General features: G+C 71.4%; 11 protein-coding genes. 8 read left to right on the forward strand and 3 right to left on the reverse strand.

Annotation, left to right across the window (positions count from 1 at the left end; all coding sequences use genetic code 11):
- Window positions 1–34 precede the first annotated feature (34 nt).
- The 6 genes from carB to BM430_RS20395 all read left to right on the forward strand — a co-directional run bounded on the left by carB (window position 35) and on the right by BM430_RS20395 (window position 6,501).
- Entirely contained in the window at window positions 35–3,508 is a 3,474-nt protein-coding gene (gene carB / locus BM430_RS20370) for a carbamoyl-phosphate synthase large subunit (protein ID WP_093569079.1), read from the forward strand.
- Between the two features lie 124 nt (window positions 3,509–3,632).
- A complete protein-coding gene (gene greA, locus BM430_RS20375; RefSeq protein ID WP_093569080.1) occupies window positions 3,633–4,109 on the forward strand; it encodes a transcription elongation factor GreA in 477 nt (158 codons plus the stop codon).
- 36 nt (window positions 4,110–4,145) lie between these two features.
- On the forward strand, window positions 4,146–4,718 hold the full coding sequence (locus BM430_RS20380; RefSeq protein ID WP_348273087.1) for a hypothetical protein: 573 nt from the start codon (window positions 4,146–4,148) through the stop codon (window positions 4,716–4,718).
- Between the two features lie 566 nt (window positions 4,719–5,284).
- Window positions 5,285–5,527: a type II toxin-antitoxin system RelE family toxin gene (locus BM430_RS20385; protein ID WP_093569082.1), complete on the forward strand. Its 243-nt coding sequence runs from the start codon at window positions 5,285–5,287 to the stop codon at window positions 5,525–5,527.
- 13 nt (window positions 5,528–5,540) lie between these two features.
- Window positions 5,541–5,909, forward strand: coding sequence for a helix-turn-helix domain-containing protein (locus BM430_RS20390; protein WP_093569083.1), 369 nt, complete (start codon window positions 5,541–5,543; stop codon window positions 5,907–5,909).
- 112 nt (window positions 5,910–6,021) lie between these two features.
- Window positions 6,022–6,501, forward strand: coding sequence for a P-loop nucleotide/nucleoside kinase family protein (locus BM430_RS20395; protein ID WP_093569084.1), 480 nt, complete (start codon window positions 6,022–6,024; stop codon window positions 6,499–6,501).
- 74 nt (window positions 6,502–6,575) lie between these two features.
- Here the strand turns inward: BM430_RS20395 and BM430_RS20400 are convergent, their stop codons facing one another.
- The 3 genes from BM430_RS20400 to BM430_RS20410 form a co-directional block, all read right to left on the reverse strand.
- Window positions 6,576–7,442 (reverse strand): peptidoglycan-binding domain-containing protein, encoded by an 867-nt coding sequence (locus tag BM430_RS20400; protein ID WP_093569085.1) that lies wholly within the window; start codon window positions 7,440–7,442, stop codon window positions 6,576–6,578.
- Window positions 7,443–7,563: 121 nt separating this feature from the next.
- Window positions 7,564–9,405 carry a sensor histidine kinase gene (locus BM430_RS20405; protein WP_093569086.1) on the reverse strand — a complete coding sequence of 614 codons (1,842 nt, stop codon included), beginning with the start codon at window positions 9,403–9,405 and terminating at the stop codon, window positions 7,564–7,566.
- 177 nt (window positions 9,406–9,582) lie between these two features.
- A complete protein-coding gene (locus BM430_RS20410) occupies window positions 9,583–9,813 on the reverse strand; it encodes a heavy-metal-associated domain-containing protein (protein ID WP_244539581.1) in 231 nt (76 codons plus the stop codon).
- A gap of 199 nt (window positions 9,814–10,012) precedes the next feature.
- Between BM430_RS20410 and BM430_RS20415 the strand changes: the two genes are divergently transcribed.
- Together BM430_RS20415 and ade are read left to right on the forward strand one after the other, a co-directional pair.
- Window positions 10,013–11,605, forward strand: a complete 1,593-nt coding sequence (locus BM430_RS20415; RefSeq protein WP_093569087.1) for an EAL domain-containing protein — start codon at window positions 10,013–10,015, stop codon at window positions 11,603–11,605.
- A 73-nt stretch (window positions 11,606–11,678) separates the two neighbouring features.
- On the forward strand, window positions 11,679–13,355 hold the full coding sequence (gene ade, locus BM430_RS20420) for an adenine deaminase (protein ID WP_093569088.1): 1,677 nt from the start codon (window positions 11,679–11,681) through the stop codon (window positions 13,353–13,355).
- Window positions 13,356–13,411 lie beyond the last annotated feature (56 nt).

Genomic DNA, 13,411 nt, shown 5'->3' on the forward strand with positions numbered 1-13,411 from the left:
AGGCAGCGCGCGCCGCACGAGTCTGAAGCGTCCGATGCCCAAGCGCACCGATCTCTCCTCCATCCTCATCATCGGCGCGGGCCCGATCGTCATCGGCCAGGCATGCGAGTTCGACTATTCCGGCACGCAGGCCTGCAAGGCCCTGCGCGAGGAAGGCTACCGGATCATCCTGGTCAACTCGAATCCGGCGACGATCATGACCGATCCGGATCTCGCCGACGCGACCTATGTCGAGCCGATCACCCCGGAGATCGTCGCCCGCATCATCGAGAAGGAGCGGCCCGACGCCCTCCTGCCGACCATGGGCGGCCAGACCGCGCTGAACTGCGCCCTCTCGCTCAAGCGGATGGGCGTGCTGGAGAAGTTCGGCGTGCAGATGATCGGCGCCACGGCGGAAGCGATCGACAAGGCGGAGGACCGCAGCCTCTTCCGCGACGCGATGACCAAGATCGGGCTCGAGACCCCGAAATCGGCGCTCGCCAACGCCTCGGCCGCCAAGAAGGCGGACCGGGAGAAGTACCTCGCCGAGGTGGCCCGGATCGAGGCCGCCGAGAGCGATCCGGAAGCCCGCAAGACCGCGCTCGCCGCCTTCGAGAAGAAGTGGGCCTCGGCCGAGAACGACCGGCGCAAGCGCTACGGCGAGCATGCCATCGGCCAGGCGCTCATCGCGCTGGCCGAGGTCGGCCTGCCGGCGATCATCCGGCCCTCCTTCACCATGGGCGGCACCGGCGGCGGCATCGCCTATAACCGGGAAGAATTCCTCGACATCGTCGAGCGCGGCATCGACGCCTCGCCGACCAACGAGGTCCTGATCGAGGAATCGGTGCTCGGCTGGAAGGAGTACGAGATGGAGGTCGTCCGCGATCGCGCGGATAACTGCATCATCGTCTGCTCGATCGAGAACGTCGACCCGATGGGGGTCCATACCGGCGACTCGATCACCGTGGCGCCGGCGCTGACGCTGACCGACAAGGAATATCAGCGCATGCGCGACGCCTCGCTCGCGGTCCTGCGCGAGATCGGCGTCGAGACCGGCGGCTCGAACGTGCAGTTCGCCGTCGACCCGGCCACCGGCCGGATGATCGTGATCGAGATGAACCCGCGCGTCTCGCGCTCCTCGGCGCTCGCCTCGAAGGCGACCGGCTTCCCGATCGCCAAGGTCGCGGCCAAGCTCGCCGTCGGCTACACCCTCGACGAGATCGCCAACGACATCACCGGCGGGGCGACCCCGGCCTCGTTCGAGCCGACGATCGACTACGTCGTCACCAAGATCCCGCGCTTCGCCTTCGAAAAATTCCCGGGCGCCGAGCCGACCCTGACCACCGCGATGAAGTCGGTCGGCGAGGCGATGGCGATCGGCCGGACCTTCGCCGAGTCGCTCCAGAAGGCCCTGCGCTCGCTGGAGACCGGGCTCACCGGCCTCGACGACATCGAGATCGAGGGGCTGGGCAAGGGCGACGACCGCAACGCCATCAAGGCGGCGATCGGCACGCCGACCCCGGACCGGCTCCTCAAGGTGGCGCAGGCGCTTCGCCTCGGCGTCAGCCACGAGGAGGTTCACGCTTCCTGCAAGATCGACCCGTGGTTCCTGGAGCAGCTCCAGGGCATCATCGATCTCGAGACCAAGGTGAAGCGCTTCGGCCTGCCGAAGACCGAGGGCGCCTTCCGCCAGCTCAAGGCGGCGGGCTTCTCGGATGCGCGCCTGTCCGTGCTCGCCGGCATCGACGAGGGGGCGGTGCGCGCCGCCCGCCGGGCGCTGTCGGTGCGGCCGGTCTTCAAGCGGATCGACACCTGCGCGGCCGAGTTCAAGTCGCCGACCGCCTACATGTACTCGACCTACGTCGCCCCCTTCGCCGGCAGCGTGGCCGACGAGGCCCAGCCCACGGACGCCAAGAAGGTCATCATCCTCGGCGGCGGCCCGAACCGGATCGGCCAGGGCATCGAGTTCGACTATTGCTGCTGCCACGCCTGCTTCGCGCTGACCGATGCGGGCTACGAGACCATCATGGTCAACTGCAACCCGGAGACGGTGTCGACCGACTACGACACCTCGGACCGGCTCTACTTCGAGCCGCTGACCGCCGAGGACGTGCTGGAGATCATCGAGACCGAGCGCCAGGCCGGCACGTTGCACGGTGTGATCGTGCAGTTCGGCGGCCAGACCCCGCTGAAACTGGCCCGCGCGCTGGAGGAGGCCGGCGTGCCGATCCTCGGCACCTCGCCGGACGCGATCGACCTCGCCGAGGACCGCGACCGCTTCAAGCGCCTGCTCGACAAGCTGCACCTCAAGCAGCCGAAGAACGGCATCGCCTACTCGGTGGAGCAGAGCCGGCTGATCGCCGCCGATCTCGGCCTGCCCTTCGTGGTGCGCCCCTCCTACGTCCTCGGCGGGCGCGCGATGGCGATCATCCGCGACGAGACCCAGTTCGCCGACTACCTGCTCGACACCCTGCCGAGCCTGATCCCGTCGGACGTCAAGGCGCGCTACCCCAACGACAAGACCGGCCAGATCAACACGGTGCTGGGCAAGAACCCGCTCCTGTTCGACCGCTACCTGTCGGACGCGATCGAGGTCGACGTCGACGCGGTCTCCGACGGCAAGGACGTGTTCATCGCCGGCATCATGGAGCACATCGAGGAGGCGGGCATCCATTCGGGTGATTCCGCCTGCTCGCTGCCGCCGCGCTCGCTCTCGGCCGAGACCATCGCCGAGCTGGAGCGCCAGACCCGCGGGCTCGCGCTGGCGCTGGAAGTCGGCGGCCTGATGAACGTGCAATACGCGATCAAGGACGGGGTGATCTACGTCCTGGAGGTGAACCCGCGGGCCTCGCGCACCGTGCCGTTCGTCGCCAAGGTGATCGGCGAGCCGATCGCCAAGATCGCCGCCCGGGTGATGGCCGGCGAGCCCCTCGCCTCCTTCGGCCTCAAGCCCAAGACCTTAGCCCACATCGCCGTCAAGGAAGCGGTCTTCCCCTTCGCCCGCTTCCCCGGGGTCGACGTGCTGCTCGGGCCGGAGATGCGCTCGACCGGCGAGGTGATCGGCCTCGACCGCGGCTTCGGCGTCGCCTTCGCCAAGAGCCAGCTCGGCTCGGGCACGCAGGTGCCGAAGGCCGGCACGGTCTTCGTCTCGGTGCGCGACGACGACAAGGCCCGCATCCTGCCGGCGATGAAGCTGCTGTCCGACCTCGGCTTCACGGTGCTCGCCACCACCGGCACCCAGCGCTACCTCGTCGAGAACGGCGTTCCGTGCGCCCGCATCAACAAGGTGCTGGAGGGCCGGCCGCACGTGGTCGACGCGATCAAGAACGGCGAGATCCACCTGGTGTTCAACACCACGGAAGGCGCCGGTGCCCTGTCCGACTCGCGGTCGCTGCGCCGGGCCGCCCTCTTGCATAAAGTGCCGTACTACACCACTCTCGCGGGAGCGATGGCAGCCGCAGAGGGGATCAAGGCCTATCTCGGGGGTGATCTCGAGGTCCGGGCCCTGCAGGAATATTTCGCGGCTTAAGTCGAAAGACTGCGGACGCGCCCTATCTCATCCCCTCGCGCCCGCGCGAGACAATCGGAAACAGGCCCGGTCGGGAGGCGCACCCTCTCGCCGGGCCGATTATTTGTGACGCGAGACGACGACGATGGACAAGGTTCCGATCACGGTACGGGGATTCGCGGCTCTCGAGGCGGAGCTGAAGCGCCGCCAGCAGGAGGAGCGTCCGCGGATCATCCAGGCGATCGCGGAGGCCCGCGCGCTCGGCGACCTGTCGGAGAATGCCGAGTACCACGCCGCCAAGGAGGCGCAGTCGCACAACGAGGGCCGGGTCCTGGAGCTGGAGAGCCTGATCTCCCGCGCCGAAGTCATCGACGTGGCGAAGCTCTCGGGCACGAAGGTCAAGTTCGGCGCCACCGTCAAGCTGATCGACGAGGACACCGAGGAGGAGAAGACCTACCAGATCGTCGGCGAGCCCGAGGCCGACGTGCATGCCGGCCGGGTCTCGATCACCTCGCCGATCGCCCGCGCGCTGATCGGCAAGGGCGTCGGCGACACCGTCGAGGTCGTCACCCCGGGCGGCGGCAAGTCCTACGAGATCGTCGGCATCCAGTTCGGCGCGTAAGGCACCGCCGGTCGGCTCACGGGCCGAAGCGTTGCCGTGGCGGGTTCCCGAGGCTATCTCGGCTGTCACGAGGTGGCGCGATCGGGCGCCGTGGAGACGACGCCGATGCTGCGCTGGAGCCAATCCCTGATCGCGGCCGCCCTGCTGGCGGTCGCGCTGCCCGCGAGCGCCCAGGACGCGACCCTGCCGCCGGGCACGCGCTTCTCCGCCATCCGGGTCGATGTCGGCCCCCTCCTCGCCCGCGGCCTCGGCCCCTACGCCGAGAACGTCCGGGGCGAGCTGCAGGCGGCGCTCGCCAAGACCTTCGCCGACCGGGTCGGCGGCCCGGGCCCGACCCTCGTCGTGCGGGTGACCGGCGTGTCGTTCAATCCCTATGCCGGGAGCGAGACCCGCTTCGGCGGCGGCAACGCCACCAACAGCGACTACCTCGAGGGCGAGGCCCTGGTGGTCGACCGCGCCGGCACCGTGCTGCTGCGCCATCCCCAGCTCTCGGCCACCAATGCCAGCGCCGGCGGCGCCTGGTACGACCCGGCCTCGGAGAACCGGCGCGTAACCTACATCGCCGGGCATTACGCGGCGTGGCTCAAGCGGGGGTTGGGGCTGGAGTGAGGGGTGGGCCTAGCAACGTCATCCATGAATCGCGGCCGAGGAGGCCGACGCTCGATGGGGCGATGCTGTGAGCAGTGACCCGCCTCTCGCGGTGTCCTGCTTGCGGGATATCGGCTGGAGAGAGTGGGACCCCATCGGTCTCCTGGCCACGGGTGAGGCGTGGAGCCACAAACCATTTGCCGACGAGTATGACTCTTATCTGCTCACGGCGGCGAGAGATCTTCGTCAGGGCGCATCACTTCGTCAAACAATCGACTATCTTTTGATGATCGAGAGGGACTTCATTGGTCTAGGCCTTCGTCTTGGTCAAGAAGAGCGGGCCGAGGCGACAGTCCGCGCGCTCAAGACATACACAACCGGACTCGACGGAACGGAGGGATAATCCACCACGATTCTGGGCTGACCTCGTCCAGCACCGACATCTCGTCACAACCCCTGAATTTTGGGTGTTTCGGGCATGCCCCGCGAACAAGACAGCGATCACCGCAACGGTCCAGGCGGCACGATGCACCAATTTCCCGTTCAGGCCGATTGCAAATATCGCATCTACGTGCGATATTATCGCGGTGAAGCCGATCACCTACACTCCCAGCGCGGTTCGCGCCTTGACAAAACTCCAGAAGTCGATGCGGCTCGCGATCGTGGAGAAGCTCGGCCGCTATGCAGAGACGGGGGCGGGCGACGTTCGGGCGCTCACCGGCCGTCCTGGTGCGCGCCTGCGCGTAGGAGATTACCGGATCGTGTTCATCGAGACGGATGATGCGATCCAAGTCCACGCCATCGGCCACCGCCGCGACATCTACGACTGACGAGAGGCACACGATGACCGCACAGATCATCACCACCCCGGCTGGCGAAGAGTTGGTCATTCTCCCGCGCCGTGACTACGATGCACTGCTCGCGCGCCTTGGCGACGAGTCGGCCGAGGACCGCGCGACCGCCCGCATCATCGACGAGGCGACCGAGGAGGCCAGCGTGCCGCATTGGTTCGTCATGCTCCTGGCCGAGCACGGCTCTCCGGTGACGGCGGCGCGCAAGCACCACGGCTGCACCCAAGCCGAGCTGGCGGCGGTGCTCGGAATCTCCCAGGGTCATCTCTCCGATATTGAACGGGGCCGCCGCACCCTGACGCAGGCGCAGGCGCATCAGGCCGCCAGCCACACCGGCGTCATGGCCGAATGGCTGGTCTGACGTGCGGCATTACCTGCGCCGAACCGCCATCCACTCGCCGAAAACCTCACCGGGCATCCTGTGTTCCGAGACGACCCCGGAGTTCTGTTTCGAGCGCAGCGAGGCTTGAACGATGGCGACGGCTCATCTCCTGTTCGGCTTCCTGGGCTCCGGCAAGACGACCCTGGCGCGCGACCTCGAACACCGGCACCGCGCCCTGCGGTTCACGCCCGACGAGTGGATGGCGCGCCTGTTCGGCGAGGACCCACCGGCCGAGACATTCCCGCTTTACGCCGCGGCGATCCTCGACCTGATGGAGCCGATCTGGACCCGCTGCCTGCGCCTCGGCGTCGATGTCGTGCTGGACTACGGCTTCTGGCGGCGCGCCGAGCGCGACCACGCCCGCCGCCTCGCCGAGGGATGCGGGGCCCGCACGCTCCTCTACAAGATCGAATGTCCGGACGAGGAGGCACGGCGGCGGGTGGCGGCGCGCAACGGGCGAGCGGAGCGCAGTCTCTTCATCGCGCCGGAGACGTTCGACGTACTGAAGGAGCGGCTTGAGCCCCTGCAAGCGGATGAGATCTGTCTTACGGTCGGGACGGCCCAGACCTGATCGGGCGAGGGATCGGAGCCGCTCCGTCCCCTGCACCTCGCAGAAACACGCGGGCGGCAGCACGCCCCCTCCCCTTATTCCGGCTTGAGCCCCGAGCGCGCCTCGAGTTCCTGAAGCGTCCGGCGCGCCACGCTGGCGCCGGGCAGGCGGCGCTCGCGCTCGAAGCGTGCGAGCGCCGCGCGGGTGGTCGGACCGGCGATGCCGTCGACGGTGAGCGGGCCGTAGCCGAGCTTGATCAGGGCGCGCTGCGCGTAGGCGACCGCCTTGTCGGGTTTGGCGCCGGGAGCCGGCGCGGCATGGAGCGCCGAGGCCTTGACCGGCTCCGCCGCCTTCGCCTCCCGGACCGGCGCGTGGGCGACCGACGCGGCTTTCCCGGCGGCGTCCTTGCCGGCAACGTCCCTGGCAGGAGCCTCCTTCACCGGCGCCGCCTTGACGGCCACAGCCTTGGCCGGCGCGGCCTTCGCGGTGACCGAGGCGGTCCCGTGATCCTCGCCCCGGATCAGCGCACCGATCCCGTCCGGTTTCGCAGGCCGCGTCGCGACCTCGCCCGAGCCGCGCGGCGCCTCGGCCTTCGCCGTCGCGGTGGGTGCGGCCTCGCCGGTGGGCGCGGGACCCGTCGGCGCTTTGGCCGGCCCATTGGCGAAGAGGGGTGCGGGGTGGCGGCCGGTCTGGAAGCTGAGGGCGTTGGTCGCCACCGCCGCCACCGCCCCGATGGCGAGGAGGCCGCCGACGATGCCGGCGGGATGGCGCAGGATCCGGTCGGCCCGGACCCGCAGGCGGTCGAGGGGACCGGCGGGGCGCGGGGCGGCGCGCGGCGCACGCGGCGGGCGGGGAGCCGGCCGCGGGCGCGGGGCCGGCCGCGCCTCGGCGGTCAGCGCCACCTCGGGATCGTGTCGCCGGGCTGTCGCCTCGACGGGTTTCCGGGCCGGCGCCTCGGACATCGCCTCTCCTTCCGGCGTCGAACGATCCGGGCCGGATCGGTCGGCCTTGGATCGTTCCGTTCGGGATCGGTCCGCCTTGGCGCGGACCAGGGGTGGATGGACCGGGCCTGGGTCGCTCACGTCAGCCCGTCAGCCGCATCGTGGCGGGCCGCTCCTCGACGAAGGTCCGCGCGAGGGACCCGGTGCGGATCGGCACCGGACCGCCCGGCACGGCGCGGGCGCCGCGGCAATCGAGCGGCAGGGCGACCACCACCTTCGTGCCGCAGGACGGGCTGCTCTCGACGATCAGCTCGCCGTGGTGGAGCCCGACGAGGCCGCGCACCACCGAGAGCCCGAGCCCCGTGCCCTCGTGCGGGCGGCCGTAGCCGGTGCCGGCGCCGAGGCCGGCCTGGAAGAACGGGTCGCCGAGGCGCGGCAGGTCGGCCTCGGCGATGCCGATCCCGGTATCGACCACCGCCATCTCGATCCGGTCGAACACCCGGCGCACCGAGAGCACCACGTCGCCGCCGCGGGGCGTGAACTTCACCGCGTTCGACAGGAGGTTGATCAGCATCTGCCGGCAGGCGCGGGCATCTGCCGCGACCTCCGGCAGGTCGGCGGCGATCTCGCGCCGCAGGCGCACGCCGCCCTGGTCGGCGCGGATCTGCATCAGGTCGCAGACGCCGCGGGCGAGGCCGCCGAGATCGAACGGCTCGGGCGCGTAATCGAAGTTGCCGCTCTGGATCCGCGACATGTCGAGCAGCGCGTTGACCACCTCCAGCAGGTGCTGGCCCGAGGAATGGATGATGCCGGCATATTCCCGCCGCCGCTCGGGACCGAGCGCCAGGGTCGATTCGGCCTCCAGCATCTCCGAGAAGCCGATGATGGCGTTGAGCGGCGTGCGCAGCTCGTGGCTCACGGTCGCGAGGAAGCGGCTCTTGACCTCGTCGGCGCGCTCGGCCGCGGCCCGGGCCTGGTCGAGCTCCTCGGCCCGGCGCTTGTGCTCCGACACGTCCCGGGTCACCGCCACCACGGCGGCCTCGCCGGGGAGCGCCGGCATCGCCGCGCCCGGGACGCGGTGGGCCCGCATCTCGGCCCAGATCACCCGGCCGGTCCCGCCCGCCTCGCCGGCGGCGTGCAGGCGGAACTGCACCGTCACCGGCTGGGCCTGGCCGGCGGCGTCGCTGAGCGCGGTCAGGAAGGCCGGCCGGTCGGAGACGTGGACGCGGTTGAACAGGCCGCGGCCCTCGAGCGCGTCCGGCGTCGTCCCGGCGAGCGACCGGGCCGCCGGGCTCGCCTGGAGCACGCTGCCGTTGCGGTCGTGCCAGGTGACGAGGTCGTCGATGGCGTCGAGGAGCAGGGCGTCGCGGACCGTCGCGGCGGTCAGCCGGTCGCTCCAGCGGCCCTCCCGGCGGCAATGCTCCACGGACAGGGCCAGAACGTGGCAGATCGCCGTGATGGCGAAGACCGGCATCGCCAGGGCCGCCGGCCAGGCGAAGAAGGCGAGGCCCGGCGCGGGCTCGATCACCGCGACCGCCACCGCCCCCAGGATCGCGAATGCGGCCGCCACCAGGGCGGCCCGGTACGAGCCGGCGAGCAGGGCCTCGACGGGGATCATCACCAGCCAGATCGCCGCCGCCGAGGTCGGACCGCCGGTGAGGCTCGCCAGGCAGACGACGAGCCCGGTCAGCGACGCCGAGGACAGGCCGTGGGCGAGCGTGAGGTTGCCGGTGCGCGCCAGCAGCAGGGCCGCGATCACCGGGAGCATCAGGCAGGCCGCCGCCGCCGCCTCGACCAGCGTCGGAACGCCGCGCCAGAGCAGGTAGGGCGGCAGCATCGCCATCAGCACCGCGCCGGTGGCGAGCCGCGAGATCAGGAACCGCTCGTGGCGGGCCCGCTCGGCCGGGTCGCCCGCCGCGGAATCATGGACGAGACCCGTCAGACGGGCATCGATCAGGGACGCAAAGGCACTGTTGATACGCACACCGCCACGCCAGCGCGGGAGACCTCGCGGCCCCGGCGCCCCTACACTGCGAACTGTCGAAACCCTCGCAGAGCCGGCTTAAACGAACGTTAGAGTGCGCCGAGACCGGGATTCTTGTCCCCCGGTCGCTCGGTGCGGGCGCGATCTTACCGAGCCGTCACCTCACCCGGTGGTCCCTCAGCCGGTCATGGCCTCGGCCTCGTACCCGGCGCGGCCGAGGGCCTGGGCCACGTCGAGGGCCTGGGCGTCGGTCACGACCGCGACCCGGCCGGCCTCGAGGTCCACGCTCACCTGCGCCGCCGGGTCGAGGCGCTGGACCGCCTTCGTCACCGCCGCGACGCAGCCCTGGCAGGTCATGCCCTCGACCTTCATCAGGAGTTCCATCCGTTCGCCCGACCGGTCCGTCATCGTCACGCGCTCCTTTGCCGCTGCGGCACGCCAGGGCCGCGCAAGCCATCTCGGGTATTGCGGCATTCCGGACAAGGGTGCCGTGAAATCCGTGGGCAGCCCGAGGCGGCGTCTTGCGGGTCCACGGCGCCTCGGCGACAACCGGGAAGGCCGGGATTTGCGGAACCCGTCCTGTCCTCGATGCGTAAGAGGTATCGCGATGGCCCTCATCACCGGCCGGCGCGCCGGCGGGTCGTCGGTGAGCCGGATCGCCCTCAGCCTCTGCTTCCTCGCGGCCGGCGGGCTCTGCCTCGCGGTCGCGTTCCTGTCCGCGCCGCTCCTCGGGGCCGTGGCCGGAGGAGCCCTGGCGGCCGCCCTCCTCGGCGGGGTGGCCACCACGCTCGCCCTGCGCCGCGCCGGACGCCTCGCCCGTCAGGTCGAGAAGATGTCGGGCGAGATCGACCTGCTCTCGCGCCGCCTGGTGACGCTGGAGCAGCGGGAGGCGCCGGCCGCCCCGACGACGGACCTGGAGAGCGGCCTGTCCGAGGTCACGGCCGAGATCGGCCTGCTCGGCGGCATCGTGCGCGAGCTCGCCATGGCGGTGGCGGTGCAGGACGAGGACCTGACCCGCCTGAAGGCCGGGCCGGCCGCCGCGGTCCAGCCTGCCGCTCCGGCCTTCGTTCAGCCGCCGCAGGCCCCTTTCCCGCAGGCCCCTGCCCCGCTCGCGCCGGCTCAGGCGGCGCCGCCCGTCTACGCTGCGGCGCCCGCGCCCCGGCAGGCCGCCCGGTCCGAGACGCAGGCCTACGCCGCTCCCTCCGCCGGATTCGCACCGGCCCCGCCGACCGCCCAACCGGCCGCACCGTCCTGGCTGGCCGAGCTCGCGGCCACGCCGGTCGCACCCGCCCCCATATCCGCCGCCTCGGTGCCCGCCGACCCGATCCTGCCGCGGGAGGCCGCCCCGGCGCCGCGCCGCGCCTTCGTGCCCGAGCCCGCCGCCGAGACCCATTCCGAGGCCGAGATCCTCGCCGCCCTCGCGCAGGGGCTCGAAGTCCACCTGCAGCCGGTCGTCAGCCTGCCGCAGCGCAAGGTGGCGTTCTACGAGGCCCTGGCCCGCCTGCGCGTCGGCGAGACCCTGCTGTCCCCGGCGGAGTTCCTCCGGGTGCTGGAGCGGCACGGCCGCACCACCGAGCTCGACCGGCTGATGCTCGCCCGCGTGACGGCGATCGGCCAGCACCTCGCCTCCCGCGGCAGCGAGACGCCGGTGGCCTACGCCCTGTCGCCGGGCTCGCTGTTCGAGCCGGGCTTCCTGCGGGCGGTCGGCCGCCTGATCGACCTCCACCCGGAACTCGCCGGCCGGATGATCCTGGCGCTGCCGCAGCGCAGCTGGCGCAGCCTCGACGCCGAGCAGGCGAGCGCGCTGCGCTCCTTGCGCGAGCGGATCGGCCTCGCGGTCGACCGGGTGGCCGATCCGCGCCTCGACGCCGCCGCGCTCGCGTCCCTCGGCGCGAGCTACGCCAAGGTCGGCCTCGACACGCTGCTCGGCGAGCACGGCGCGGCGCTCGCCGTGTCCCTCGCCCGGTCCGGGATCCGGCTGGTGGCGGAGGGCGTCGAGCGCGAGACCGACGTGCCCGACCTGATCGACCTCGACCTGCCGCTCGCGCAAGGCGCGGTGTTCTCGCCCCCCCGGGTGGTGCGGCCCGAGGTGCTCTCGCCCCCCGCCCCGGAGCCGGCCCCCGAGCCGCAGCCGCCGGCGGACGACCCGCCGCCGCCGGTGCGGCGCGCCTTCCGGGACACGCTGCGCCGGGCAGTGTGACGGGTGACGAAGCGGTAGCGGCGCCCGTTCCTTCCGCCTAGCATCGAGGCTCTTCGCAGCAGAAAGGCCCCCGATGTCGGACCTCATCGCCCGCCGGATCGCGCAAGGAGCAGGCCGCGAACCCGCCGATCTGGTGATCCGCGGCGCCCGCCTCCTCGACCTCGTCACGGCTGAGCTGGTGGAGACCGACATCGCGGTCTGCGGCGACACGGTGGTGGGGACCTACGGCCGCTACGAGGGCGCCCGGGTGATCGAGGCCGGGGGGCGCATCGCCGTCCCGGGCTTCATCGACACCCATCTCCACGTCGAATCCTCGCTCATCACCCCGCACGAATTCGATCGCTGCGTGCTGCCGCACGGCGTCACCACGGCGATCTGGGACCCGCACGAGCTCGCCAACGTGCTCGGCACCGCCGCCTTCGACTACGCCCTCGCGGCCTCGGCCGAGACGGTGATGGACATCCGGGTCCAGCTCTCCTCCTGCGTGCCGGCGACCGATCTCGAGAGCGCCGGCGCCCGGATCGAGGCCGCGGACCTGGCGCGCTACCGCGACCACCCCCGTTCGCTCGGGCTGGCCGAGTTCATGAACTTCCCCGGCGTGGTCGCGGCCGATCCGGGGTGCCTCGCCAAGCTCGCGGCCTTCGAGGGCCGCCACGTCGACGGCCACGCGCCGCTCCTGTCGGGGCGCGCCCTCAACGCCTACGCGGCCGCCGGCATCCGCACCGACCACGAGGCGACGGGGGCCGGGGAGGCGCTGGAGAAGATCCGCAAGGGCATGACCGTGCTGATCCGCGAGGGCTCGGTCTCGAAGGACCTGCACGCGCTGGCCCCGCTCCTCACCGAGCGCACGGCGCCGTTCCTCGCCTTCTGCACCGACGACCGCAATCCCCTCGACATCGCCGAGGAGGGCCATCTCGATTACCTGATCCGCACGGCGATCGCGCTGGGGGTGCCGCCGCTCGCCGCCTACCGCGCCGCCTCGCTCAGCGCCGCCACAGCCTTCGGGCTCACCGACCGCGGGATGATCGCGCCCGGCAAGCGAGCCGACATCGTGCTCCTCGACGACCTCGCATCCTGCGCCGTCGCGTCGGTCTTCTGCGCCGGCCGCCTCGTCGAGGAGGCCGTGTTCGGCGCCCGGTCCGTGACCCCGCCGCCGGGCCGCGGCAGCGTGCGGGCCGAGCCGGTCTCGGCCGCCGACCTCGCCGTGCCGGTGCCGGTGGGCGAGACCTCGGTGATCGGCGTGGTGCCGGGCCGGATCATCACCGAGCACCGGCGCCTGACGCTGTCGGCGGTGCCGGATCTGGGCCAGGACGTGGCGATGGTGGCCGTCGTCGCCCGCCATGGCACCCGCAGCATCGGCCGCGGCCTCGTCCAGGGTTTCGGGCTCAAGCGCGGTGCCATCGCCTCCTCGGTCGGACACGACAGCCACAACCTCTGCGTCGTCGGCACCGATCCCGAAGCCATGGCGCGGGCGGTCGAACGGCTGATCGCACTGCAGGGCGGCTTCGTCGTCGCCGACGAGACCGGCATCCTGGCGGAATTGGCGCTGCCGATCGCCGGCCTGATGAGCGACCTGCCCTTCGAGGCGGTGCGCGATGCCCTGCCCCCCTTGCGCGAGGCCGCCCGCGGGCTCGGCTGCACCCTGCCCGAGCCGTTCCTCCAGGTCGCCTTCCTGCCGCTGCCGGTGATCCCGCACCTCAAGATCACCGATCGCGGCCTCGTCGACGTCGACCGGATGGTGATCCTGTGATCCGCACGCTCTCATGGTTTGGGATTGTAAACGATTTCAGCCCGGGCGTTGCCTTC

The organism is Methylobacterium sp. 174MFSha1.1 (genome assembly GCF_900116815.1).
Classification (GTDB): domain Bacteria; phylum Pseudomonadota; class Alphaproteobacteria; order Rhizobiales; family Beijerinckiaceae; genus Methylobacterium.